22 protein-coding genes are annotated in these 22847 nt (G+C 61.0%); 15 read left to right on the top strand and 7 right to left on the bottom strand.

Translation table 11 applies throughout. The features are described 5' to 3' along the window. The first annotated feature begins 13 nt into the window (after positions 1-13). From hisD to ILFOPFJJ_RS27345, 4 genes are all read left to right on the top strand, one after another. Positions 14-1336, top strand: coding sequence for a histidinol dehydrogenase (gene hisD, locus ILFOPFJJ_RS27360; protein ID WP_173513711.1), 1323 nt, complete (start codon positions 14-16; stop codon positions 1334-1336). Between the two features lie 11 nt (positions 1337-1347). Continuing rightward, positions 1348-2406 carry a zinc-dependent alcohol dehydrogenase gene (locus ILFOPFJJ_RS27355; RefSeq protein ID WP_173513710.1) on the top strand — a complete coding sequence of 353 codons (1059 nt, stop codon included), beginning with the start codon at positions 1348-1350 and terminating at the stop codon, positions 2404-2406. Next, complete coding sequence (hutC, locus tag ILFOPFJJ_RS27350) at positions 2403-3134, top strand: histidine utilization transcriptional repressor HutC (protein WP_173513709.1); 732 nt, start codon at positions 2403-2405, stop codon at positions 3132-3134. The genes ILFOPFJJ_RS27355 and hutC overlap by 4 nt, the downstream gene beginning before the upstream one ends. A 156-nt stretch (positions 3135-3290) precedes the next feature. Continuing rightward, positions 3291-4529: a hypothetical protein gene (locus ILFOPFJJ_RS27345; RefSeq protein ID WP_376741459.1), complete on the top strand. Its 1239-nt coding sequence runs from the start codon at positions 3291-3293 to the stop codon at positions 4527-4529. 419 nt (positions 4530-4948) lie between these two features. On the opposite strand, the gene ILFOPFJJ_RS27340 is transcribed toward ILFOPFJJ_RS27345, so the two are convergent. Together ILFOPFJJ_RS27340 and ILFOPFJJ_RS27335 are read right to left on the bottom strand one after the other, a co-directional pair. Beyond that, positions 4949-5362, bottom strand: coding sequence for a Fur family transcriptional regulator (locus ILFOPFJJ_RS27340; RefSeq protein WP_173513707.1), 414 nt, complete (start codon positions 5360-5362; stop codon positions 4949-4951). Between the two features lie 202 nt (positions 5363-5564). Continuing rightward, positions 5565-6554 carry a CobW family GTP-binding protein gene (locus ILFOPFJJ_RS27335; protein ID WP_173513706.1) on the bottom strand — a complete coding sequence of 330 codons (990 nt, stop codon included), beginning with the start codon at positions 6552-6554 and terminating at the stop codon, positions 5565-5567. 144 nt (positions 6555-6698) lie between these two features. On the opposite strand from ILFOPFJJ_RS27335, the gene aztA reads away from it, so the two are divergent. The 11 genes from aztA (at position 6699) to ILFOPFJJ_RS27280 (ending at position 18337) form a co-directional block, all read left to right on the top strand. Next, a complete protein-coding gene (gene aztA / locus ILFOPFJJ_RS27330; RefSeq protein WP_173513705.1) occupies positions 6699-7484 on the top strand; it encodes a zinc ABC transporter ATP-binding protein AztA in 786 nt (261 codons plus the stop codon). Then, the gene (gene aztB, locus ILFOPFJJ_RS27325; protein ID WP_173513704.1) at positions 7477-8343 is read left to right on the top strand and encodes a zinc ABC transporter permease AztB; all 867 of its coding nucleotides are present in this window, start codon (positions 7477-7479) and stop codon (positions 8341-8343) included. The genes aztA and aztB overlap by 8 nt, the downstream gene beginning before the upstream one ends. Positions 8344-8363: 20 nt before the next feature. Beyond that, complete coding sequence (gene aztC / locus ILFOPFJJ_RS27320) at positions 8364-9335, top strand: zinc ABC transporter substrate-binding protein AztC (protein ID WP_173513703.1); 972 nt, start codon at positions 8364-8366, stop codon at positions 9333-9335. A gap of 150 nt (positions 9336-9485) precedes the next feature. Further along, positions 9486-10556, top strand: a complete 1071-nt coding sequence (locus tag ILFOPFJJ_RS27315; RefSeq protein ID WP_246299812.1) for a CobW family GTP-binding protein — start codon at positions 9486-9488, stop codon at positions 10554-10556. Further along, positions 10553-10858 (top strand): hypothetical protein, encoded by a 306-nt coding sequence (locus tag ILFOPFJJ_RS27310; RefSeq protein WP_173513701.1) that lies wholly within the window; start codon positions 10553-10555, stop codon positions 10856-10858. The genes ILFOPFJJ_RS27315 and ILFOPFJJ_RS27310 overlap by 4 nt, the downstream gene beginning before the upstream one ends. A gap of 283 nt (positions 10859-11141) precedes the next feature. Then, positions 11142-11978 (top strand): MurR/RpiR family transcriptional regulator, encoded by an 837-nt coding sequence (locus ILFOPFJJ_RS27305; RefSeq protein ID WP_173513700.1) that lies wholly within the window; start codon positions 11142-11144, stop codon positions 11976-11978. 27 nt (positions 11979-12005) lie between these two features. Then, positions 12006-13127: an ABC transporter substrate-binding protein gene (locus ILFOPFJJ_RS27300; RefSeq protein WP_173513699.1), complete on the top strand. Its 1122-nt coding sequence runs from the start codon at positions 12006-12008 to the stop codon at positions 13125-13127. A 58-nt stretch (positions 13128-13185) separates the two neighbouring features. Beyond that, positions 13186-14931, top strand: a complete 1746-nt coding sequence (locus tag ILFOPFJJ_RS27295) for an ABC transporter permease (RefSeq protein WP_246299810.1) — start codon at positions 13186-13188, stop codon at positions 14929-14931. Further along, positions 14928-16028 (top strand): ABC transporter ATP-binding protein, encoded by a 1101-nt coding sequence (locus ILFOPFJJ_RS27290; protein WP_173513698.1) that lies wholly within the window; start codon positions 14928-14930, stop codon positions 16026-16028. Before ILFOPFJJ_RS27295 ends, ILFOPFJJ_RS27290 begins: the two co-directional genes overlap by 4 nt. After that, positions 16025-16630: a histidine phosphatase family protein gene (locus ILFOPFJJ_RS27285; RefSeq protein ID WP_173513697.1), complete on the top strand. Its 606-nt coding sequence runs from the start codon at positions 16025-16027 to the stop codon at positions 16628-16630. Before ILFOPFJJ_RS27290 ends, ILFOPFJJ_RS27285 begins: the two co-directional genes overlap by 4 nt. Positions 16631-16660: 30 nt before the next feature. Next, the gene (locus ILFOPFJJ_RS27280; protein ID WP_173513696.1) at positions 16661-18337 is read left to right on the top strand and encodes a Na/Pi cotransporter family protein; all 1677 of its coding nucleotides are present in this window, start codon (positions 16661-16663) and stop codon (positions 18335-18337) included. A gap of 81 nt (positions 18338-18418) precedes the next feature. On the opposite strand, the gene ILFOPFJJ_RS27275 is transcribed toward ILFOPFJJ_RS27280, so the two are convergent. Genes ILFOPFJJ_RS27275 through trbL form a run of 5 tightly spaced genes read right to left on the bottom strand, consistent with a single transcriptional unit; the run spans position 18419 to position 22844 of the window. Further along, positions 18419-18658 (bottom strand): DUF2274 domain-containing protein, encoded by a 240-nt coding sequence (locus tag ILFOPFJJ_RS27275; RefSeq protein ID WP_173513695.1) that lies wholly within the window; start codon positions 18656-18658, stop codon positions 18419-18421. Continuing rightward, on the bottom strand, positions 18655-19851 hold the full coding sequence (locus ILFOPFJJ_RS27270) for a TraB/TrbI/VirB10 family type IV secretion system protein (RefSeq protein ID WP_173513694.1): 1197 nt from the start codon (positions 19849-19851) through the stop codon (positions 18655-18657). Before ILFOPFJJ_RS27270 ends, ILFOPFJJ_RS27275 begins: the two co-directional genes overlap by 4 nt. Continuing rightward, the gene (trbG, locus tag ILFOPFJJ_RS27265) at positions 19848-20879 is read right to left on the bottom strand and encodes a P-type conjugative transfer protein TrbG (RefSeq protein WP_376741458.1); all 1032 of its coding nucleotides are present in this window, start codon (positions 20877-20879) and stop codon (positions 19848-19850) included. Before trbG ends, ILFOPFJJ_RS27270 begins: the two co-directional genes overlap by 4 nt. Next, positions 20803-21492 carry a conjugal transfer protein TrbF gene (gene trbF, locus ILFOPFJJ_RS27260; RefSeq protein ID WP_173513692.1) on the bottom strand — a complete coding sequence of 230 codons (690 nt, stop codon included), beginning with the start codon at positions 21490-21492 and terminating at the stop codon, positions 20803-20805. Before trbF ends, trbG begins: the two co-directional genes overlap by 77 nt. Further along, positions 21489-22844 carry a P-type conjugative transfer protein TrbL gene (gene trbL / locus ILFOPFJJ_RS27255; RefSeq protein WP_173513691.1) on the bottom strand — a complete coding sequence of 452 codons (1356 nt, stop codon included), beginning with the start codon at positions 22842-22844 and terminating at the stop codon, positions 21489-21491. The genes trbF and trbL overlap by 4 nt, the downstream gene beginning before the upstream one ends. Positions 22845-22847: the final 3 nt, after the last annotated feature.

Raw genomic sequence — 22847 nt, 5'->3', positions numbered from 1 at the left:
CAAGGAAACTCCAATGACGAATGTCTCCTTCCACGAACTCGACAAATTGGATTCAGGCGCGCGGGCGGCGCTTCTCCGGCGCTCGGAAACCGACCTTTCCGGTTTCATCGAAAGGGTAAAACCGATCATCGAGGCGGTGCGAACCGAGGGCGATGCAGCACTAGTGCGCTTTGGTCGCGAACTCGACAAGGCGGATATTGAGGATGGAAAGCTGAAGGCGACGGAAGCCGAGTTCGACGCTGCCTTCGATCTGGTCGAGAAGGACGTCATTGAAGCGATCCAGTTTGGTATCGACAACATCAGGCATTTCCACGAAGAGCAGAAGCCAGAGGCCATGTGGCTGAAGGAGATGCGTCCGGGCGCCTATGCTGGTGACCGCTTCACACCGATCAAATCGGTGGCGTTATACATCCCGCGCGGCAAAGGCGCGTTCCCGTCGGTCACCATGATGACCGCCGTTCCCGCCGTCGTCGCCGGCGTGCCGGAGCTTGCAATCTTCACGCCACCGGCGCCTGACGGCTCAGTCGATGCCGCGACCTTGGTCGCCGCCCGGCTTGCCGGCGTGGAAACCGTCTACAAGTGCGGCGGCGCTCAGGCCGTGGCAGCTGCTGCCTATGGTTCAGAGACGATCAAACCGGCGCTTAAGATCGTCGGTCCCGGTAGTCCCTGGGTCGTTGCGGCGAAACGTCTGCTTGCCGGCGTCATCGATCCAGGCCTACCAGCTGGCCCGTCCGAAGCAATCATCTTTGCAGACGATACTGTCGACGGCGGCTTGGCAGCGCTTGATCTCCTCATCGAGGCCGAACACGGCCCCGATTCTTCCGCCTATCTAGTAACCCACAGCCGTCGTGTTGCCGACGAGGCCCTGAAGGCGCTGCCGAAACACTGGGGACGCATGACCGAACAGCGCGTGCAGTTTTCGAGCGCCGTGCTCGGGGGCAAGTGCGGTGGTATCATTCTTACCTCGTGCGTTGAGGAGAGCTATCGTTTTGTCAATGACTACGCGCCCGAGCATTTGGAGATACTCTCCACCAATCCCTTCGCGCATCTCGGGCATATCACCGAAGCTGCCGAAATTCTGATGGGACCGCATACACCGGTCAGCATCGGCAATTTCGGCCTCGGTCCGAACGCCGTCCTGCCCACCAGCCGTTGGGCGCGCACCTTTGGTCCGCTCTCGGTGACCGATTTCGTCAAGCGCTCCTCGATCGGCTATGTGACCGCATCGGCCTATCCCGAATTTGCCAAGCATGCGCGCACGCTTGCCCGCTACGAAGGGTTCTCGTCGCACGAGAACGCGGTCTCGGATGTGCGCAACGCCTACCTCCGGACTTGAGAGGAAAAAGTATGAAGGCGGCGAGACTCTATGCGGCCGGCGATCTGCGCGTCGAGGAGATCGAAGCGCCGGGCGCGCCAAAGCCGGGCTGGGTGCGGCTCGCCGTCACGGCCGCCGGGATTTGCGGTTCGGATCTTCACAATTACCGTACTGGACAATGGATCAGCCGGTCTCCGTCGGTTGCTGGCCATGAGTTCGCCGCCATTGTCACAGTTACGGGGGCGGGCGTGGCGGGGTTCGCCCCCGGCGATCCCGTGGTTGCCGACAGCCGTTTCTGGTGTGGTGCATGCGCCGCCTGCGGGAGTGGACGCCAGAATATCTGTGAACGGCTGGGCTTTGTCGGCGAGGTTTGCGACGGCGGCTTCGCGGAGGAAACTGAATTGCCGGCACGTCTCCTCGTCAAGCACCCTGTTTCGCTAGATCCCGCAATTGCGGCGATGGCGGAACCTCTCGCGGTGGCCTTGCATGCGGTGCGCAAGCAGACCATTCCTAGCCATGAACCGGTGCTGATCGTCGGGTGCGGGCCGATCGGCGGATTGGCGGCGGTTCTTCTTTCCCGGTTCCACGACGGCCCCCTTCTCGTTGCTGACCGCAACGAGGCGCGCGCCGCGCGTGTCGCCGAGGTGACCGGGGCGAGAGTCGTGACACTCGAACGAGGCCCGATTGCCGCGGCTTTGGGTAACAGGGTCCTCCGCTATGCAATCGATGCCACCGGCAATATCGGCGTGCTTGCCGGGCTTGTCGATCTCCTCTCCGGTGGCGGTTCGATTGCGCTTGTCGGCATTACGCATGGGCGGATCGACCTCGATCCGAATATCCTTGTCGAGCGCGAGATCTCGCTCGTTGGCTGCCATGCTTTCACGGACGAGCTGCCCGAGGCCGTCTCCCTGCTTCCATCATTGGAGACGGCGTTGCGGCTCATCATCGACGAGGAAATAACGATCGACGATATCCCGTCAGCCTATGAACGGCTGCTCGGCGGATCAACATCCGGACTGAAGACAATCATTCGCATTCGCACCGATCCGGAGCGGACGGATCGAACAAACGTGGAGAGCAATGGGCTATGACCAATCTTCGTTCCACGGCCGGACCGCTCTACGAGAAGGTCAAGGACTATGTTCTCGGCAACATCGGTAGCGGCAAATGGGGGCAGGACCACAAGCTGCCCTCGGAACACGAGCTCGTTTCAAAACTGGGTGTTTCGCGCATGACCATCCATCGGGCATTGCGCGAATTGACGTCGGACGGACTTCTGATCCGTATTCAGGGCGTCGGCACCTTCGTTGCGCCGCCGAAACCGCTATCCACCCTGATTGAGATCAACAATATTGCGAGCGAGATACGCCAGCGCGGTGGCCGCCATGCAGCGAAAGTTGTCGTGCTGGAGTCGACCGAGCCGGGGCCGGAGTTGCTCGCGGCCTTCGAGTTCGGGACACGGGGACCCGTCGGCCACTCGATGGTTGTGCATTTCGAGGACAACGTGCCGGTGCAACTCGAAGAACGTTTCGTCAATACGGAACTGGTGCCGGATTACGAAAAGCAGGACTTCACCAGGATCACCACCTATGACTATTTGCAGCAAAGCACGCCGCTGACCGAAGTCGAACACGTCATTGCTGCGGTCGCGGCGGATGAGGACACGGCACGCCTTCTGATGATCCGCCCCGGCGAACCCTGCCTGCTCCTCCATCGCCGGACCTGGTCGGGTTCGACGGTCGCTACGGTCAACAGGCTCACCTATAACGGCAGCCGCTACACGCTCGGTAGCCGCTATTCGCCTGGCTCGGTGCGTTGATACGGTGGGAAGCAGGATCGTCGCGCGCCACGGTGCAAGCATGTCACTTGTCGATCCCGGTCGCCCCGGGTGTGAAAGGGGTTAATGATGTCCTCACCGAGCAGAACCGCGGAAATCCGCCGCGTGGCCCTCACCGACGAACGGGAGGCGGCCAGCATGCTGGCCTTGCTGCTCAAGGACATCTTCGATCTCGACGCGGAAAACGTCATCATCAATCGTGACCGCTACAGCCTCAATTCGCTCAACGGCTTCTTCGAGACGAAGGCGGGCGAGTTCTTCTTCAAGTTCCACCAGGAGGAGGGCGAGGAGGCGATGTCCGGCGAATATTACCGCGCCGACATCCTCGCGAGAGCGGGCATTCCCGTGGATCAGCCCATCCACATGTCCGCGCTTCCCGGAGAGCAGATCCTGATTTACCGCCGTCGCAACGACCGGCGATTTTCCGATGTGCTCAGGGATCTTGATCTCAATCCGAACCTCGACGAGGAGGCGATCGCGGTCGCCGCCGAGCGCCGCCTCTCTGCCGAGCTTCTCTCCGTCTATCGCCGAACGCTGCACTCGGTGACGGCCGAGGAGGTGGCGTCGGAGCCCATTCACCGACTTTTCTACGAACGGATGATCGATCCGGAAAGCCGGACCATGCCCGGCGGCCGTTACGCGAACTTCTACGTTGGTCGAACCTTCCGTTTTCCTGATGTGGAGCTTGATTGGGAGGCCTTCTCCAGGGCCCGTTTCGTCATCAACGGCCTGCGATACCAGCGGACTGTCGGCGAACTCTTCGCCGCCGCGGCCGACCGGCTGCGCCCACAAAAACTCGCCGACGCCGGGGGTGTCACCGCGCACGGCGACGCCCATAACGCCAATGTCTGGTACGCAAGGAGCGGCGAGGAAGCGGTGCTTTCGTTCTTCGATCCAGCCTTTGCGGGCACGCATGTTCCGACGCTTCTCGCAGAGATCAAGGCGACTTTCCATAACATCCTAGCCCACCCCCTCTGGCTGTACGATCCCGCTGAGGCCGAGCGTCGGTATCGCGTGCGCGCTGAATATGGCGGTGGCGTCCTCAACGTTGAGACCAATTGGGCCCTGAGCCGCGTGAGACGAAGCCTGCTGGAGGTGAAGGCCCGTCTCCTCTGGCGGCCACTGCTTGCTGAGTTGAAGGCGCGAGGCAATCTGCCTGCAGACTGGCGAACGGTGCTGAGGCTCGCCCTGTTTCTTTGCCCGACACTTGTCATGAACCTCAGGGCAGGTGCCAGCACCCACAACCCGTCTTCGTCGCTGCTCGCGTTTTCCGTGGCCGTAATGGCCGGCAGCGAGCCGGAAAGCGGAAGCGATGACATGAGGCGTTTTCTGGATGGAATAGACCCTGAGAGTTCAGCAGGTGTTTCTTCGATATGACGAAGTGGCACTACGAGCTCTCTGAGTGACTGTCGTGCCGCAAGTGCTCGAGCCACAATGCGGTTAATTCGTGATCTTACTCAGGCCGCTCGCTGAATCCGGGAGTCGCAGAGTTTATCGCAGCAATTGAGCCATGGCACGAATGATCAACACCGTGGACGCAGTTCCAGGTCGATATGACCGAGCGAGTGCTCTCCAGCCTTGGCAGCATGGTCGTTGATTGCTGCCATTCAGCGTGTCGTGCTGTCTCCGTCTCAGCGGCACCAAATACGGAGTGATTTTTGTTAAAGGCGACGAGGCGCTATGGACAGACGGGCGTGGACGTCGCCGGCGGCAACTCCATCTTGTCTTGCGGGCTTTGTTGCACGCCGATTTCCGTGAGCTCCGGAAGGTCTGACAGAGGCGGCCCGTAAATCCTGCTAGCGACCTGCGGAACAAAGGCCACGTATTTCGATTGTGGTACGCTTCGCCAGGAAGCCATCGCCGCGAACGTGTCTACCGAGAGCCAATTCGAGGTTCTCATTGTGGAACTCGTTGACCGAACCGCAGGCTTCACAGATTTCGAAGGCAGTAATTGATGGGTGGATGTAGCCGTGTTCAGAATGGCGGCAGCGAACGAAGGCATTCATACTCTCGACCCTATGGATCTTTCCGAGTTCGATAAGCTTTTCGAGTGCCCGATAGATCTGCAGCGGTGCCTTGAGGCCGTGCTGTCGAAGACGATCGAGAATGCTGTAGGCGCTTAAAGGTACCTGTGATGCCTCCAGAACCGAAAGCACAAGCGTTTGATTGCGCGTGAGGGCTGAGGTTGTATAGCCCGTCCGTCGTGTCATCTGTGTGCCTCCATTCACGGATCTGAAGTGATACGGGGCTGCCGCGTCAGCCCCGTATTGTGCGATGTGCCCGAACGATCGGCAGCGGACTATGGCCGCGGTGTTCCTCGATCGAAGCGCCGGCCACCGCCAGTCGTTGCCGTGAGGCGAGTGGGGGTCGTCTGTGGCATATTCCAGCACTATTCGTCCGGGAAGCTCCGCGCTATACGGTCGCTGTCGGGAGTGCGCGGCATTTCACGAACCCCTCCGAGATGATGTCCTTCGGCAGGTTGCGGCCAATGAAGACAAGCCGCGACACGCGCTCCTCCCCGTCCTTCCACCGGCGCTGGTGGTCGCCTTCCATCAACATGTGGACGCCCTGGACGACATAGCGGTCGTCGTCGCCGGCAAAGGCGATGATGCCCTTCATCCGCAGCATATCCAGGCCAAATGCCTGGGCGGTCGTTTGGAGCCAGCGGAAGAATTTTTCTGGATCGATCGGCTGGCGTTCGATCAGTGAAAAACTCGTGACATGATCGTCATGCTCATGGTCGTGCTCTTCTTCGAGAAAGTCAGGCTCGACTTCGAGAATGCGGTCGAGATCGAAGGCCTTGCGATCGAGCAAGCCGGCGATATCGAGATCGCAGCGCTGTGTCTGGATAATGCTGGCCGTCGGATTGATGCGGCGAATGCGATCCTCGACAGCTTTCAGTCCGGCGACCGATACAAGGTCGGTCTTATTGAGGATGATCGTGTCGGCGAACGCCAGTTGCTCCTGCGCTTCATGCGCGTGATCGAGTTCGCCGAGAAGATGTTTGGCATCGACGACGGTGATGATGGAGTCGAGCCGTGTCTTGGAGCGGACGTCCTCGTCGACGAAGAAAGTCTGCGCGACGGGGGCGGGATCCGCGAGCCCGGTGGTTTCTATGAGGATTCCATCGAAGCGGTCGCGGCGCCGCATCAGCCCCTCGATGATGCGGATCAGGTCGCCGCGCACCGTGCAGCAAATGCAGCCGTTGTTCATCTCGAACACTTCCTCGTCAGCATCGACGATGAGGTCGTTGTCGATACCGACTTCGCCGAACTCGTTGACGATGACAGCGAACTTCTTCCCATGCGGCTCTGAAAGGATCCGGTTGAGAAGGGTGGTCTTTCCTGCGCCGAGATAGCCGGTGAGCACAGTGACTGGCGTGGGGGCAATCTGGTCTGACATGGGCGAAACCTCATTGTTGCGATGCATGCCGAGCGCGACGGCGGCACCCGGGCCAGCATCGAAGTTGATATGTTATTACGTAACTTTTCGTTTGACGAATGTAATAACGTAACATATGCAGGGGTTGTCAACCCCGGACCTGCCATGACCAATCATTGCCTTCGTTTTGAAAACTTGACCCTTGGCTATGCCGGCCACCCCGCCATTCACCACCTGAGTGGCGGTATCGAGCGCGGCGCGCTGACCGCGATCGTTGGCGCCAATGGATCTGGCAAGTCGACCCTGATGAAGGGGATCGCCGGCATCCTGAAACCCATCAATGGGGCTTGCTTCGCGCACTATCGGCGGCTCGCCTATCTGCCGCAGCAGTCGGAGCTCGACCGCAGCTTTCCCGCACGCGTGATCGATCTCGTCTCGCTTGGCTTCTGGCAACGACGCGGGTTGCTCGGGCGTCGGACGAAAACAGACAGGGCGAACTTGGCGGGCTGTCTTTCTGCGGTGGGTCTCACCGGTTTCGAGGATCGCCCGTTGGACAGCCTTTCGGGCGGCCAGATACAGCGAGTCCTGTTTGCCCGCGCCATGCTGCAGGACGCCGATCTCATCCTCTTGGATGAGCCCTTCAACGCAGTGGATGCCCGCACGATCGCCGACCTCGTCCAACTGGTGCGGCAGTGGGCCGCGGAAGGCAGGACGGTGCTTTGCGTGCTGCACGACCACGGTCTCGTTCGGCAGCATTTTCCGCAAACGCTTCTGCTTGCGCGAAAGGCGGTCGCCTGGGGGCGAACGGACGCTGTGCTGACGCCGGAGAATCTCCTGCGGGCTCGGAATTTTCAGGAAGCCTGGGACGAGACAGCAGATTGGTGTGAGGACAGTCCGGCGGGATCGACCGCCAGCAAGGGCGCTGTCGAGAAGGCATCGGCGAATGTATGACTATCTGATCGCGCCGTTTCTTCAATATGGCTTCATGCAGCGCGCCCTGTTCGGCTCGCTGATCCTGGCCGTAAGCTGTGCGCCCGTCGGCGTCTTTCTGATGCTGAGACGCATGAGTCTCACCGGCGACGCAATGTCCCATGCGATCCTGCCGGGAGCGGCGCTCGGCTTCGTATTCTTCGGTCTCGATATCGTTCCGATGACGCTCGGTGGCCTCCTCGTCGGCCTCGTTGTCGCTCTTGGGGCAGGCGCGGTGTCGCGCCTGACGATCCAGAAGGAAGATGCCTCCTTGGCGGCATTCTATCTGATCTCGCTGGCGCTCGGCGTGCTACTCGTGTCCTGGCGTGGCTCCAGCGTGGATCTGATGCATGTGTTGTTCGGCTCCGTGCTGGCACTCAACGATGCTGCCCTGACCCTGATCGGCCTGATCGCTGCCATCACGTTGCTGGCGCTTGCAATCTTCTGGCGTGCCCTGGTGGCCGAGTGCCTTGATCCGCTCTTTCTGCGTTCAGTGAGCCGCGTCGGTGCGCCGGTCCATTTTCTTTTCTTGACGCTTGCGGTGCTGAACCTTGTCGCCGGTTTCCAGGCGCTCGGCACGCTGCTCTCGGTGGGCCTGATGATGGTGCCTGCTGCGGCGTCTCGCTTCTGGTCCAACCAGGTCGGTCCGATGTGCCTGGTGGCTATTGCGATTGCCGCCGTCTCGGCCCTGGGTGGCCTGCTGCTTTCCTATCACGCGTCACTGCCGTCGGGGCCTGCCATCATCCTGACTGCCGGCGGCATCTATTTCCTTTCCACTTTGGCTGGCCGGCGAGGTGTTCTGCGCAACGCCTTCGCGCAGCGCCGCCACCGAGTAGCCTGATCAACAAAAAGGAGATCTCCATGTTCAGAACTTTGCGCATTGCGACCTGTGCGAGCCTCGTGACGTTGTGCGGTGGCTTTATTGCGACCGCCTCCGCAGCCGACATCAAGGTCGTTGCCAGCTTCTCCATCCTTGGCGACTTCGCCAAGAATGTGGGCGGCGATCGCATCGAGGTCACGACCCTCGTTGGTCCTGACGGGGACGCTCATGTCTATGAACCACGTCCGGCTGACGCGGCCGCGCTCGAACAGGCGAATGTCGTTCTGGTCAATGGCCTCGCCTTCGAGGGCTTCATGTCGCGGCTCATCGAAACGAGTGGCACCAAGGCGGCGGTCGTCGAGGTCAGCAAGGGCATCGAGCCGCTGAAGGCGAGCGAGGAGGAACACCATGAGGGTGAGGGCCATGAAGATGCCGGGAAACAGGAAAACGATGGTCATGAAGATGAGGGGCATGATCATGGCGAATTCGATCCACATGCGTGGCAATCAATCCACAATGCCGAGATCTATGTGAAGAACATTGCGGACGCCCTCTGCAAAGCCGACAAGGCGGGATGCGCAAGCTACGCGGCCAATTCCGAGGCCTACCTCAAGAAGCTCGCCGAACTGGAGGCGGAGGTGAAGGCCTCGCTAGAGGCAATTCCGGCCGATAAGCGCACGGTCATCACCTCGCACGACGCGTTTGGCTATTTCGAACATGAATACGGGCTGAAGTTTATCGCGCCCGAAGGCATCTCGACCGAGGCGGAGGCCTCCGCGTCTGACGTCGCCAAACTCATCGACCAGGTCAAGGAGGACAAGGCGTCGGCGATCTTCCTGGAGAACATTACGAACCCGCGTCTTGTCGAACAGATCGTAACCGAGACGGGCATCAAGCTTGGCGGGACGCTCTATTCGGATGCACTCTCCGCAACGGACGGCCCGGCTTCGACCTACATCGACATGTTCCGTCACAACCTCGACACCATCAACGCTGCCATCCTGGGTAGCTAAACGCATTGGGACTCGTCCGGCAGTCACGGGCGAGCCCCTTCGTACGTCAAAATTGAGCTTTCCGATCACCCATCGCAGGGGGCTGGAGGGTGAGCATGCAGCCCGTCCAGGCATTGGCGAATGTCGGGCGAAGCACCGCTGGAGTTTAAGTTGATTGTGCGTTATGAACCCGTCCCGGTGACACTGCTGACTGGATTTCTGGGATCCGGCAAAACCACATTGCTCAATGATCTGCTCGCCGATCCCCGCATGGGGAACATGGCCGTCATTGTCAACGAATTTGGAACGGTGCCCGTCGATCATGATCTCGTTCACGCCGGGTCGGAGCGCTATTTCCAGACGACGACCGGATGCATCTGCTGCACGGCGAGCAGCGATATTCGTGCGTCCTTGTTCGAGCTGCACGAGGCGCGCAGCCGTGGCGAAATACCGGCCGTGTCGCGTGTCGTTATTGAGACGACGGGCCTTGCTGACCCTGTTCCGATCATCAACAGTCTCGTTGCCGGTGGCGCCCCTGCCATGGGCCTGCGCGATCATGTTGTGGCGCGGCATTACTATCTTTCCGGCGTGATCACGGCCTTCGATGTGTTTGCCGGCCGCGCAACGCTCGACAGTTTCATGGAGGGGTGGAAGCAACTTGCTTTCGCGGATCACATCATTCTCACCAAGACGGACATCGTAGAAGAGCGTTTGTCCTGGACCGAGGAACTTTGCCAACTGAACCCCGCGGCGATGTTTCATGACCGGCACGCCGCTAGCTTTGATCTTGCGTCGCTCTTCAGCGAGCGGCCTTATTCCATCCAGGGCAAGGCCGACGACGTCCCAGGCTGGCTTGCGATGGAGGCATTTGCGAAGCACGCAGATCATGCTCACGATTCAAACCGGCATGGCGATGAGGTGGAGGCCTTCAGCCTTGTCCACGACGAGCCTCTCGATCCACCGTCCGTCGAGACCTTTCTCCATCTGGTCACGAGCAACATCTCCTCGGGTCTGCTCAGGCTGAAGGGCATCTTCGCGCTCGCCGACGACCTGGACAGGCCGCTCGTCGCCCATGCGGTTCATCGGCGGCTATATCCGCCCCACCGTCTTGACCGCTGGCCGAGTGGTGACCGGACCACTCGCGTCGTACTCATTGGTCAAGACATGCCGGCGAAACCGATCCGTGACCTATTTGAGGTTCTAACGCCCCGATCCTCTCGCAAGACGAGGAGGCAGGCATGACGGGGCCGTTCATAAATCCTCTCGCGCGACAGGCGCCGGGCGTCGTCAACAGTGCGCGCACCATCAAGCAATGGACGCGGACGATTCTTGGGCTCGATGACGCGACAATCGTTTCAGTGAATGAACTCGTGTGCTCGTTGCCTGATTGCCCGCCGAAGGAAACGGTCATTCTCGTTATGCGTCCGGAAAAGCAGACGCTCCAGGCATCCATACACAAGCCAATGCGCGCCATAACGTTCGAGGATGTCTCGGTTGCGTGGGTTGCGAAGTCGGAAGATTCCTTCCGAGCTGAAACGCCGTGATACTGCTGCACAAGGCAGGCACCATCACACCGCTTGCCTTTCTTTTGCGGCCCCTTGCAAAGATTCTGAGACGCGAAACGAGAAGTGGTGTCTGCATCACGGTGGCCGCACGTAAAGGTAGATTCCAGCGTGCAATAGCCTGGTTCGGCTCGATGTCCGGGTCGATTACGTAAGTATTCGGGCAATGCTTTGCAGAGTCTTGCAAGGTTTCTTGCGGCGCCCGTATTGACGACATGGAAATTTGCAGAAACGATGTGGCCTGCAAACGAACTTGCAGGATGTCATGACAATACTCGATCGGATAAAAGCTCACTCCAGGCGACTGACGGATGCGGATCAGAAGCTGATCGCGACCATCCTGGAAAACCGCGCCGAAGCCGCTTTCCTCTCGGGCCCGCAACTCTCGCAACGCGCCGCCGTCCACGAAGCCACTGCGACACGGCTCGCTCAGAAGTTGGGCTACAAGGGCTTCCCAGACCTACGTGCGCAATTGCAACGCGAAGTTCTGGATGATCAAGACGCCGCCAACCGCATGCGCCGGTCGGTGTCGAAGGTCGAACATGGCGACTATCTGACTGATCTGATTGCGGCTGAAATTGCCGCACTCGAGACGCTGGCTAGATCCGTCGCTCAGACAGACGTCGATATTGCTGCGGACATGGTTTTCGCTGCACGACGCATATTCATCTTCGGTCAAGGGCACGCCCAATCGGTGGCCGGCTTCTTGCACCGCCGTCTCGACCGGTTCGGCATGACCATCATTGCATTGACGGGGCGCGGACGAGACATCGCAGAGCGCATGGTTAGCATGGACGCCGGGGACTTGGTGATCGCTCTTGCGTTCCGCAAGCAGCCACAAAGCTACGGACCACTCATGCGGCATGCTGCGCGTGTCGGCGCTCAAACAATTCTCATTTCCGACCTTGCTGGCCCGCTGATGGAGCCTGCCGCAAATCTCATGCTGTCGGCGCCACGAGGCCGCTCGGGGAGTGAGTTCCAGACGCCGACAATTCCGTTCGCAATCGTCAACGGCATCGTCCTGACGATCGCCGGCCGCCATCAGCGGGAGATCATCGGCAGGTTGGAGAAACTGTCGGAGTTGTTCAACGACTTCGATTGATTGGGGAAATGTTGGGAGGAGGAAGACATGTTCAAAAGACTAGCCAAAGCCGCGCTTGCTGCGTGCGTTATTTTGCCGTCGATAGCGGCGGCTGGAGATCTCGACAAGATGACGCCGGAGCAGTTGTTGCCGCTCGCACAGAAGGAGGGGAGCGTTACTATCTTCTCACTGTCGAGCCGCATCGCCAAAATCGAGAAGGCATTCGAAGAGACCTATCCCGGCGTGGACCTGATAGGGGTTGATATGAGCTCGACGAAGCAGATCGCACGCCTGGAGGCGGAACAGCAGGCTGGGATCCACGCCGTCGACGTGCTCTATATTGCCGACACACCGGTGGTCTTCACAAAACTGCTGCAGGCAAAAAGGGTCAGCAATTATGTGCCGCCCCGTGTGACTGGCGAGATCGATGATCGCTACAAGGTCCCGCTGCTTGCGCAACGGCTGTCGACCAAGGTTCTGATGTACAACGAGGCGGCCTTTTCGAATGGTTCGCCAATCAACAATCTGTGGCAACTCACCGATCCGGAATGGCGCGGCCGAGTGCTTATGGTTGACCCGAGCCAACGGGGTGAACTCCTTGATCTCTTGACCGAAATCGCACTCCACTCCGACGAAATGTCAAAGGCTTACCAGGCACACTTCGGAAAGGAGATAGAGGTGGATCCGGACGTTCAAGGTGCGGGCGAACAGTTTATCAAGGATCTCTTCGCGAACGACCTCATCCTCGTGCCGAACAGCGACGTCCTCAACAAGTCGATCGGTGACATCAATGCTAAGGAGCCGCCCGTCGGCTTCGGCACCTATTCGGACCGTCGCGACAACAAAAAGGAGGGGTGGGCTCTCCAGGTTGCGAATAAAGTCGAGCCCGCCAACGGCATTCTCTTTCCTGCGATTCTGACAATTGCGGACAAGGCGCCCCATCCTGCCGCCGCGCGGCTGCTGATCGACTTCATGTTTGGCGATGACACGCCGAGCGGTGGGCCCGGCTTCGAGCCCTTCAACGTCCCTGGCGACTACGCGACACGCAAGACGATCGCCGGCCACCCGGACTCGGTTAAGCTCGAAGACTTGCAGGCCTGGACAATTGATCCGCAAAAGACGGCCGCCGCTCGAGGCCGGATCGCGGATCTCATCATCACCCTTCAATGAGGGCAGGCTGTTGTCGGCGCGGATCTTGGCCCGCGCCGATACGCCTCGGAGGCATTTAATGACATCGACATCTATCGTCATGCCATCGGGCAGCCGACTGCTCCGATCGGCCTTTCTCATGCCGGCAATATTGGTGGCGATCATTGCCATCCTCGTCGTCGCGCCGCTGCTTCGCATCCTGCTTTCCACACTGACACCTGAAGGCCTCGCAGCCTGGGAGACCGTTCTTTTCAGCCCGCTATCAACCAATCTCTGGTGGCGACCGCTGTTCAATACGATGGCGCTGGGTTTCGGTGTCTCTATCGGCTGCCTTCTGCTTGGAGGCTTCCTCGCCTGGCTCGTGATCCTCACCGACGTCCCTGGCCGCAGGGCGTTGGGGTTGATGGCTACCTTGCCTTACATGATCCCGAGTTTCGCCGCGGCGCTTGCCTGGGGCACTGTGTTCAGGAACGCCCGCCTCGGGGGCTCCGCTGGCTTTTTCGAAACCAGCGGACTTGCCATCCCTGATTGGCTCGCCTGGGGGCTCGTGCCGACAGCCATCGTGCTGATCGCGCACTATTATTCTCTCGCCTACACGATCATCGCTGCGGCACTGAGCTCCGTTGGGGCCGATCTCGTTGAAGCCGGCCAAATGGCCGGTGCGAGACGTCCGCGTATCTTTTTCGGCATCATTCTGCCCGTCGTGACACCCGCGTTGATCGCGGCTGGGTCGCTGACCTTCGCCGGCGCCGTCGCCAACTTCGCGGCGCCAGCCCTGCTTGGTCTGCCGGTGCGAATGCAAACGCTTTCGACCCGTCTTTTCGGCATGATCGAAACAGGTCAAAATGAACGCGGCTTTGTCATCGCGCTTTTGCTCATCGCCGTTTCGGCGGCGTTCCTTTGGTTGTCCGATCGGATCGTTTCAGGGCGCAAGGCGTTCATCACGGTGACCGGCAAGGGTGGACGCACGAAACGTTTCCCCCTCGGCGTCTGGCGCTGGCCGCTCTTTGGCTTGGCGCTGGTGGTTGGTCTGCTCACCACCGTCGCCCCGATTCTGATCCTTGCGGCGTCAAGCCTAGCCCCCCAAGGCGGCGCACTGTTTTCGAACTGGACGTTGCATTTCTGGATCGGCGAAGGCGGCGGTGCGATCGCCCAAGGTCAAGCCGGGGTATTCCGCAACCCCATCCTGCTTGATGCGCTCTGGAACACCATCCAGCTTGGCCTCGTCGTGGCGTTCACGACCATGCTTCTGGGATTGGCGCTCGCCTATACGATTGTTCATCGCCGCGGCAGCCTGCTCGCGTCCGTGCTCAGCCAGCTCGCTTTCATGCCGCTCCTCATTCCGAGCATTGCCTTTGCGGCCGCCTACATCGCGCTATTCAGTGCGCCGATTGGGCCGATGCCCTCTCTCTATGGCACCTTCGCACTGCTGGTGGTCGCTGCTTCCGCACATAATCTTCCCTTTGCGGTTCAATCGGGACGCTCGGTACTTGGCCAGATTTCGGCTGACCTGGAGGAAAGTGCGCGGCTGACCGGGGCAGGGCTCATACGGCGGCTGTTCGCCATCATCTTCCCGCTGGCGATCCGCGGGCTGTTTGCCGGAGCGATCCTCGTCTTCGTCAAGATGGTGCGCGATCTGTCGCTAGTGGTCCTGCTCTTCACCGCGACTTCTCCGGTGTTGAGCATGGTTGCCTACCGCTATGCGGCCGAAGGCTTCATGCAGTTCGCCAATGCCATCACCCTCATCATTCTCGTGGTCTGCCTCGCGGCCTCGCTCATCGCGCACAGCCTGCAGAACCGCGTTCAGAAATGGAAAGAGTCATGAACGCCATTGTTTCCAGCGCCGCGGACGCCATCCAAATCCGCAATCTCGCAAAACGGTTCGGCGCTTTCACAGCGGTCAAGGACATCAACATCTCTGTGCCTGCTGGTTCCTTTCTGGTGCTTGTCGGCCCGTCCGGCTGCGGCAAGTCCACATTGTTGCGCATGCTTGCAGGTCTCGAGGCCCCAACCGAAGGCGAAATTGCCTTCGTCGGCGAGACGGTTTCGAGTGGCGCAGGGGGTGTCATCTCCGATGCCGGTAGACGCAATGCCGGCCTCGTGTTTCAGAGCTATGCCCTCTGGCCGCACATGACGGTGGCTGCCAATATTGCTTGGCCGCTGAAAGTCGCAAAGTGGTCGAGGGAGCGGCGGGACCGAAGGGTCAGGGAAGTTCTGGCGCTACTCGGCATCGACGCTTTGGCGAAACGATATCCAGCGGAAATCTCGGGCGGCCAGCAACAGCGTGTGGCGATTGCTCGCACGATCGCGCCGCAGCCGAGCATTCTTCTGTTTGATGAACCCCTTTCCAACCTCGATGCCAAGCTCCGCATCGAGATGCGGAGCGAACTGATGCGCATCCATCGCGCCACCGGCGCCACCTCCGTCTACGTGACCCATGACCAGGTGGAAGCGATGACAATGGCAACTCACGTCGCCGTGCTGAACAATGGTCGCGTCGAGCAGTTTGGAAAGCCGATAGATCTCCTTCGGCAACCAGCCACGACCTTTGTCGCCACCTTTCTCGGCACCCCGCCGGCAAACCTGCTTCCGGCAGTTCGCTCCGGTGACTTCCTGATGTTCGGCGATGTGGATCTTGCTTTCTCAGCCGCGGCACGCGGTCACGAGAGCGTGCAATTGCTTTACCGCGCGGAAGACCTTTGCGTAGGCGCCGTCGCGGGCAGGCCCTCCGTCGAGGCCCGCTTTGCCGAGGCTGCCCCGATCGCGGGGCGGACGATGGTGACGGCGATGATTGGAGACCTCCGCGTCACAGGAATGACCGATGGGTATTTCAGCGCGACGCCGGGCGAGGCCATCACCATGTCATTCATTCGAGGTCCCGACGCAATATTTGCCGTCTCTGGAGAAAGGATCGATCAATGAGGCTCATTCTCATGCGCCACGGAGAAACCGAATGGAACGCTGAGCAGCGCCTCCAGGGCCAGGACAACTCCGTGCTTTCGGAGCGCGGCGTCGCGCAAGTCCGCCGTTTCCGTCCTTACGCCAAGGCGTTGAAACCCGTCCGTGTGATTGCTTCGGATCTCGGTCGGACGCGACAGACAGTTGCCCTTATTGGCCACCCGGAAGCACCCACTGACGTCCGACTGCGCGAGCTTGACATGGGCGATTGGACAGGCAGGCGCAAGCCCGAACTCATCGCCGAGCGGCCGGAGGAGTATGCTGCGTGGCGTGCCGGAACATTCACACCTGCACGTGCCGAAAGCTGGTCGGCGTTTCGCCAAAGAGTGGCGGATAGCATTCGCGAGTGGATTGCGAACACCGAGGGTGATCTTCTCGCGGTCGTGCATGGCGGCGTCATCCGCGCCGTTTGCCATGAATTCTTGGACCTTCCGCCTTCGCGGGTGGTCCCGGTGACCCCAGGGACTGCGACCATTCTCAACTTTGCCGCACCTGACCGTGTGACGGCGCAGCTCGAAGCCTACAACATTGGATCTGTCGCTCCCGACGTGTCCGTGGCCGACTGACTATGCCTGAGGAAGGGGACCGCACGCGAAATGACGTCCGGAACATCTGTCATAATAGAGCTTCTTGGCGGCGTGGCGCTGCTGTTGTGGGGCGTGCGCATGATCCGCACAGGCGTCATGCGGGGATGGGGCGAGCGTTTGCAGAGATTTGTCGAGCAGCGTTTGTCGAACAGACTGGCAGCATTCGGCGGCGGCGTCGTTGCCACGGCCATGCTCGGGAGTGCCACAGCCATGGCGCTCATTATCGCGGGACTCGCCGGGTCGGGGGCGATCGGCGGCACCACTGGTTTGGCGGTTCTGCTCGGCGCTGATGTCGGTTCGGCCCTCGTGTCTGGGCTCTTCGTCTCGGGCTCATCGCTTTCAATGAAACTCGCGCCCTTCTGCCTTTTTGCAGGATACGTCACCTTCGGTCTTTCGAGTGAATTCAGGCTTCGCAGCGCAGGGCGGATCATGCTCGGGCTTGGCATGATGCTGCTTGCCTTGACGATGATCGTGGCAGCGACGGCGCCGCTTCGGGGCGCGACACTGTTCCATGAAGTCTTGGGTGCGATTGCCGGGGAACCGATCCTCGGATTCTTGGTAGGAGCAGTCCTCGCTTGGCTCTGCCATTCGACGCTAGCCGTCATTCTTTTGGTCTCTTCACTCCTCATCAACGGCAGTCTGGAGGTGGCCGGGGCGATTCCCTTAATTCTAGGCGTCAATTTCGGTGGTGGGCTACCGGCCGTCGCTGCGACGTGCGAACAACCAATGCCGGCGCGCTGGCTTCCAGTAGCCAATCTCTTCTGCCGCGGCTTTCTGGCGCTTGCGGGCCTGCTGCTTGGTCGCACGATAGTCGAAATTGCGGACACATTGTCGATCGAGCCGTTACACATCGCCGTCGGTCTGCATGCGGTATTCAATGTTACCGTCGCAACAGTCTTCCTGCCGTTTTCCCCTGCGGTTATGCGCCTCTGCGAAAAACTTATGCCCGATGCGGCCGCAGCGGACGATCCGTTCGCTGCTCCGCGTTATCTTGACCGGCTGTCGCTCGAGACGCCGACGATCGCGCTGTCCAATGCCGTAACCGAAACGGTCCGCATGAGCGAAATCCTGGAACGGATGTTCCGCCTCTCGTTGATGGCTCTGAAATCCAGGCGTCTGGAAGACCTGAAAGACGTGGCTGCGATTGACGTCAGGCTTGGTAACTATCTGGCGTCTGTCCACGTCTATCTCGGTCAGCTTCCCGCAGACAGACTAACGAGCAGTGACAGCCGACGGGCTTTCGAGGTACTGCATTACGCGAGCAACCTCGAACATGCCGGCGACGTCATCAAGCTCAGTCTCGCCAATCGGATCCGCGCCACAATCAAGCAGGATATCCGGTTCTCGTCGAGCCAGACTGCGGCGCTCGAGGCGCTCTGTGAAGTCATCTCCCTGTCGCTGCGGCTCGTTCCGGCTGCGCTGACTTCACGGGATGTCACGGCTGCGGCGCGCCTTGCCGCACAAAAAGACCGATTTCGTGAGCTTGAGGACAGCATTGTGAATGAGCACCTCGGCCGCGATCAGGTCGACTCAGGAGCCGATGGCAGGGGGAACACGCTCTTTATAGACCTCGTCAGGGATCTTCACCGCATCAACTCTCATATAGCGGCTGCCGGTTATCCGCTGATCCAAGCCGCTGGCCTGTTGAACGCAAGCCGTATTCGCCACGTTACCGAAGCAAGATAAGGGCTTTGTCGGAAGATGTCGTCTTTTCTCGGAACCCGCGGCCTCGGCGAGTCAGCAGTATGCGAACGATGGCAAAAAAGGCTAGTGCTGCGCGTCCGGTGAAGACAAAGACTTTCTCGCTTTTGCAAATCCACGATCCGAAGCAATGAAGCGCTCGAGCATCGGAACGATCAGCTTCATCGGGTCGCTGACTGGACGGCCGGTTTGGCGGCCGAGCTGTTCCGCGTAGTCGACTAGACTGCGATGCAGCGCCGCGGGCAGCTCCAGACTGACCTTCACGGGCTTGTCGTCTGCGATCGGGCCGAGTTTCAGCCTGGTCATGGGGGTCCTCCATATGGCTCGAGTGTGAGGTCGCGGGTGACGATTACGCGAACCGGAAAGCCCGGCCGAATTGTGAGCGTCGGCTGCACATCGAGTTGGCGGCGAACGATCTCCTGGCCCGCATCATTGACGGTGTCCTGGGCACTATCGCTGAGTGCCCGCCTGAGCCGATCGTTATCGTCGGCGGCGAGTTCCGCACCGATCCCGAGCAACGTCGAAAGGGCGGCCGCCTTAACGAGATCCCGCCAATGATAATCGACCCGATCCTCGAGGCCGGCATAGCCCTCCGTGTCCGTCCCCGGCTGTCGCTCGAGACCAATGGAGCGTCCGTTGGGCATAATCAGCCTGTTCCAGACGAGAAGGACTCGACGCTGGCCAAACCCCAAGCCGCTGTCATATTGACCGACGAGGCGTGTTCCTTGCGGCACGAGCAGGAATCTGCCGGTCGGGCTGTCATAGACGTTCTCGGTCACTTGAGCGGTGATCTGACCGGGCAGATCGGAACGAATGCCGGTAATGAGCGCTGCGGCTATGACCGAGCCCGCCTGCAGCACGTATGGCGATGCCGGCGCCGAGATCCGATCCGGCGAAACGGTACGCCTGGCCGGCGGTATATTCAGGAAGGCGAGCTGCCGTTCCTGTGTCGCGGCTGAGCCGGGCTCGCCGTCGGCTCCAAGCGCGGTGATGCCCGGCATGAATGACGCGTCATCCGGCGCGGTCGAGTTCGTCGCAGCCTCCATCTCAAAAAAGATCCGGCTCGTGCGCGCCGCTTCCGCTTCCGCGAGACGGCGTTCTTCTGCCGGATCGACGGCGGATGTCTCGATGGTCGGTGGCACGACCGGCTGACCGCGGCTTTGCGCGTCGAGGATGGGCCTGCCGAGATCCCCCGGCAGCGGGGGACCGAGGATGGGGCCGGTATAGTCTTTGGGCAGGCCTGCAAGACCGTCGGCGGTCGGCCGATTATCGGTCGAATAGAGTTCCTCACTATTGACGCCTGCGTCCGGTGTGCGCAGCGCGTAGATCAGCGCACCGCCGACGCCGAGTCCCATGGCGAGGCCCAGCCCAGCTAAGACCTTGCGCGAGATCCGCGTCACCCGTGGGGGTTCGGGGCGCAGCCGCATGGGGGAGACGAACGGGGCCCCGGAGTTCGCCAACTCCTGTTCCGCTTGATTTCCAGCTTCCATGTCGCTCATGACGACCGCCTCCCATCGGTGCGCAAGATTCGCACGGTCTGCTGGTTGTTGCCGCCGCCGAGGCGCAACTCGGCGGCGCCGAAGAGCCGGTCGACGATCAGGATGTTCCCATAGACGCGGGTGTTGACGATCTGAGGTTCGCCGTCGGCGCCGATGACGAAGAGTGGCGGCATCTCGCCCTGGACGATCCCTCGCGCGAACTCGACATAGACCCGCCTGCCATCGTCATAGACGGTTACCGGACGCCAGGGCGGGTCATCGCCGCTGAGGCCATAGCGATAGTTGCGCGCGGAGAGGGTAGGAATGACGGGCGTGAGGGGCGCGTTGCGCCGCTTTATCGCGGGCGGTTGCGGATAGGCCCAGGCAACGGCGGGCATGTACTGCTTTTCGACCGCGCGCAGTTCGATCATGTAGGTTCGGCGGTCGGTCGTAATGAAGAGATTGGTGGAGATGTCGGGCCGTGTCGGTTTGACGAGGACATGGACACGGCGTGTGCTGCCGCTGCCGCTTTCAGTGTCGCCAATGATCCAGCGCGCGGTATCGCCGGCGGCGAGCGCTCCGGCGCCCGTCAGGTCCTCGCCGGGTTCGAGCGCGATGTCGGTGATCTGGCCGGCAGCGGCGTAGACCTGGTAGAGAGCGCCCGGGCTGTAGGGATAAACCTGGACGGCGTTGTAGTAGCCCTCACGACGAGGCTCGACGCGAGCAGCGGCATTGGCGTTCGCAACGCGTGCGATCGGTTTCGACGCCGCCATGCCGCCGCGGCCCGGAGTCCACGGTGGCGGCACGTGAAGTGGCCGCGGTCGCTCGTCGATCTCGGCTGCGGGAGGCGGGGCAAGGGGTGGGACATTGGAATCGTAATCGATCCGCGGCGGCCTCGGCGCGGTGGCGCAGGCTGCAAGGGCCGAGGCAGCAACCAGGGTGCCGTAAGCATGGCCATACCGAAAGCCGCTTTCATTGACCCATCTCCTTCGACCAGTTGATGGCGTTGACATATATGCCAAGCGGATTGGCACGGAGCTTCTCGGCATCGCGTGGGGGCTGCACGGTGACCGTCAGGATCGCCGTCCATCGCTCTGTGCCAGCAAGCGATCCTTCCTGATAACGCCGCTCCGTCCAGGCAACCCGGAAGCTGTCGGGCGAGGCCCTGATCACGCTTGAGACATCGACGGCGACCTGAATGCGGCCGACCTTGGTGAAAGGGTCATCGGTGCGAGCATGGTCGTTGAGCGCCGCGGCACCACGGTCCGTTGTGAACTCATAGGCGCGCAGCCAGTTCTGTCGGACGATGATCGCGTCGGCCGGGATGCTTCTGACCTGCTCGATGAAGCGGGCAAGATGCCAGGCGATCTGTGGATCGGTCGGACGGTAGTCCGCGTCGGCGGGTGCGATGGCCTGCGCCTGGCCGAGCTCGTCGACCTGAACCACCCAGGGAACGATGGTGCCGCGCGCCGATTGCCACATGAGCGCTGCCGCAAATCCAGCGGTGAGGATCAGCGAGCCGAAGGCCATCAGGCGCCAATTTTTCGCTTGCACCCGGGCCGAGCCGATGCGCTCGTCCCAGATTTGGGCTGCTCGCTGATAGGGCGTCTCGGGCGGGGGTGTCTTGCCGTAATGGGTGGACGGTCGTCGAAAAAGATTCATGAGCAGTCACTTTCGGAAAGATTGACGGAGGAGCCGCCGCCATGAGCGTCTCCGGAACGGATGGCGTGGGCGGTGGTCTGGAGACCATGTGAGACTTGCTGCGATCGCTTCATGCGCCTGGCCCAATCAGGAGGGGCATTGCTGATCGTCGGTGCAGTTGTGGCGGAACTGTCTTGGGCGGTTTCTGCGGAACGGCGGAGCGTCCCTACCGTCGAAGTGCCGCCGGTCTCTTCGACTTCAGACTTGGTGCCGGCGGGATGGCTCGATTTGAGGCTGTTCACCGCGCGGGTTGCAGCGCGCCTGAGGGGCGAGACCGCGGAGCTGGTACCGGCTGTCGCCGTGCCACCGGGGCCAGACGCCGTTGACGCAATTCCGCTTTCGCCGGCCGCGCCGAGGCGATAGGCCGTGGCCGCGCCGCCGCGGGCGGCTGCTGCGGCACCGCCGAGAAGGGAGGCCCCACCTGATATGGCGGCTCCGACGGTCGCCGCGCCGAGTGCAACGACCCCGCCAGCGGCAAGGCTTGTACCGACGGCGCTGCCGGCGCCGAGCTGCGGTCCGCCCGAGACGATGCCATTCGCGATGCCGGGACCGAAAATGCCGAGACCGAGCAGCGAGAGGGCGGCGAGCACGATCGCCATGGCCTGATCAATCGTCGGGCCCTGACCGCCAAAGCCTTGCGTGAACTGGGAAAATAGCGTCGAACCGATGCCGATGATGATGGCGAGGACGAGTACCTTGATGCCGCTCGAGACGACGTTGCCGAGCACGCGTTCGGCCATGAAGGCGGATTTGCCGAAGAGACCGAAGGGGATGAGCACGAAGCCCGCGAGTGTCGTCAGCTTGAACTCGATCAGGGTGACGAAGAGTTGGACGGCGAGAATGAAGAAGGCGAGCAGCACCAGCACCCAGGCGAACAGCATGCAGGCGATCTGAATGAAGTTTTCGAAGAAACTCCAGTAACCAATAAGATCGGAAATGGATTCGAGCAGCGGCCTACCTGCATCAAGACCGGTCTGGGCGACTCTTCCGGGCCGCACCAGGTCGGTGGTCGTGAAGCCCGTGCCGGATGCCTTGAGACCGAGGCCGGCAAAGCTTTCGAAGACGATGCGGGCGAGCTTGTTCCAGTTGGAGATGAGATAGGCGAAGACGCCGACGAAGAGGGTCTTCTTCACAAGCCTGGCGAGGACGTCATCATCGGCGCCCCAGCTCCAGAAGAGCGCGGCAAGCGTCACGTCGACCACGATCAGCGTGGTCGCGATGAACGTTACTTCTGCGCCAAGCAGGCCGAAGCCGGAATCGATATAGCGTGTGAATACCTCGAGGAACTGGTCGATGACGCCGGTGCTGCCCATGAG

The sequence above is a fragment of the Sinorhizobium psoraleae genome, assembly GCF_013283645.1.
Taxonomy (GTDB): domain Bacteria; phylum Pseudomonadota; class Alphaproteobacteria; order Rhizobiales; family Rhizobiaceae; genus Sinorhizobium; species Sinorhizobium psoraleae.
This window is presented reverse-complemented; position numbering and strand designations above follow the sequence as displayed.

Excerpts from the sequence above, each read along its gene's own strand:
- hisD (WP_173513711.1), top strand. The coding sequence starts at position 14 with ATGACGAATGTCTCCTTCCACGAACTCGACAAATTGGATTCAGGCGCG.
- ILFOPFJJ_RS27355 (WP_173513710.1), top strand. The coding sequence starts at position 1,348 with ATGAAGGCGGCGAGACTCTATGCGGCCGGCGATCTGCGCGTCGAGGAG.
- hutC (WP_173513709.1), top strand. The coding sequence starts at position 2,403 with ATGACCAATCTTCGTTCCACGGCCGGACCGCTCTACGAGAAGGTCAAG.
- ILFOPFJJ_RS27345 (WP_376741459.1), top strand. The coding sequence starts at position 3,291 with ATGCTGGCCTTGCTGCTCAAGGACATCTTCGATCTCGACGCGGAAAAC.
- ILFOPFJJ_RS27340 (WP_173513707.1), bottom strand. The coding sequence starts at position 5,362 with ATGACACGACGGACGGGCTATACAACCTCAGCCCTCACGCGCAATCAA.
- ILFOPFJJ_RS27335 (WP_173513706.1), bottom strand. The coding sequence starts at position 6,554 with ATGTCAGACCAGATTGCCCCCACGCCAGTCACTGTGCTCACCGGCTAT.
- aztA (WP_173513705.1), top strand. The coding sequence starts at position 6,699 with ATGACCAATCATTGCCTTCGTTTTGAAAACTTGACCCTTGGCTATGCC.
- aztB (WP_173513704.1), top strand. The coding sequence starts at position 7,477 with ATGTATGACTATCTGATCGCGCCGTTTCTTCAATATGGCTTCATGCAG.
- aztC (WP_173513703.1), top strand. The coding sequence starts at position 8,364 with ATGTTCAGAACTTTGCGCATTGCGACCTGTGCGAGCCTCGTGACGTTG.
- ILFOPFJJ_RS27310 (WP_173513701.1), top strand. The coding sequence starts at position 10,553 with ATGACGGGGCCGTTCATAAATCCTCTCGCGCGACAGGCGCCGGGCGTC.
- ILFOPFJJ_RS27305 (WP_173513700.1), top strand. The coding sequence starts at position 11,142 with ATGACAATACTCGATCGGATAAAAGCTCACTCCAGGCGACTGACGGAT.
- ILFOPFJJ_RS27300 (WP_173513699.1), top strand. The coding sequence starts at position 12,006 with ATGTTCAAAAGACTAGCCAAAGCCGCGCTTGCTGCGTGCGTTATTTTG.
- ILFOPFJJ_RS27295 (WP_246299810.1), top strand. The coding sequence starts at position 13,186 with ATGACATCGACATCTATCGTCATGCCATCGGGCAGCCGACTGCTCCGA.
- ILFOPFJJ_RS27290 (WP_173513698.1), top strand. The coding sequence starts at position 14,928 with ATGAACGCCATTGTTTCCAGCGCCGCGGACGCCATCCAAATCCGCAAT.
- ILFOPFJJ_RS27285 (WP_173513697.1), top strand. The coding sequence starts at position 16,025 with ATGAGGCTCATTCTCATGCGCCACGGAGAAACCGAATGGAACGCTGAG.
- ILFOPFJJ_RS27280 (WP_173513696.1), top strand. The coding sequence starts at position 16,661 with ATGACGTCCGGAACATCTGTCATAATAGAGCTTCTTGGCGGCGTGGCG.
- ILFOPFJJ_RS27275 (WP_173513695.1), bottom strand. The coding sequence starts at position 18,658 with ATGACCAGGCTGAAACTCGGCCCGATCGCAGACGACAAGCCCGTGAAG.
- ILFOPFJJ_RS27270 (WP_173513694.1), bottom strand. The coding sequence starts at position 19,851 with ATGAGCGACATGGAAGCTGGAAATCAAGCGGAACAGGAGTTGGCGAAC.
- trbG (WP_376741458.1), bottom strand. The coding sequence starts at position 20,879 with ATGCCGAGAAGCTCCGTGCCAATCCGCTTGGCATATATGTCAACGCCA.
- trbF (WP_173513692.1), bottom strand. The coding sequence starts at position 21,492 with ATGAATCTTTTTCGACGACCGTCCACCCATTACGGCAAGACACCCCCG.
- trbL (WP_173513691.1), bottom strand. The coding sequence starts at position 22,844 with ATGGGCAGCACCGGCGTCATCGACCAGTTCCTCGAGGTATTCACACGC.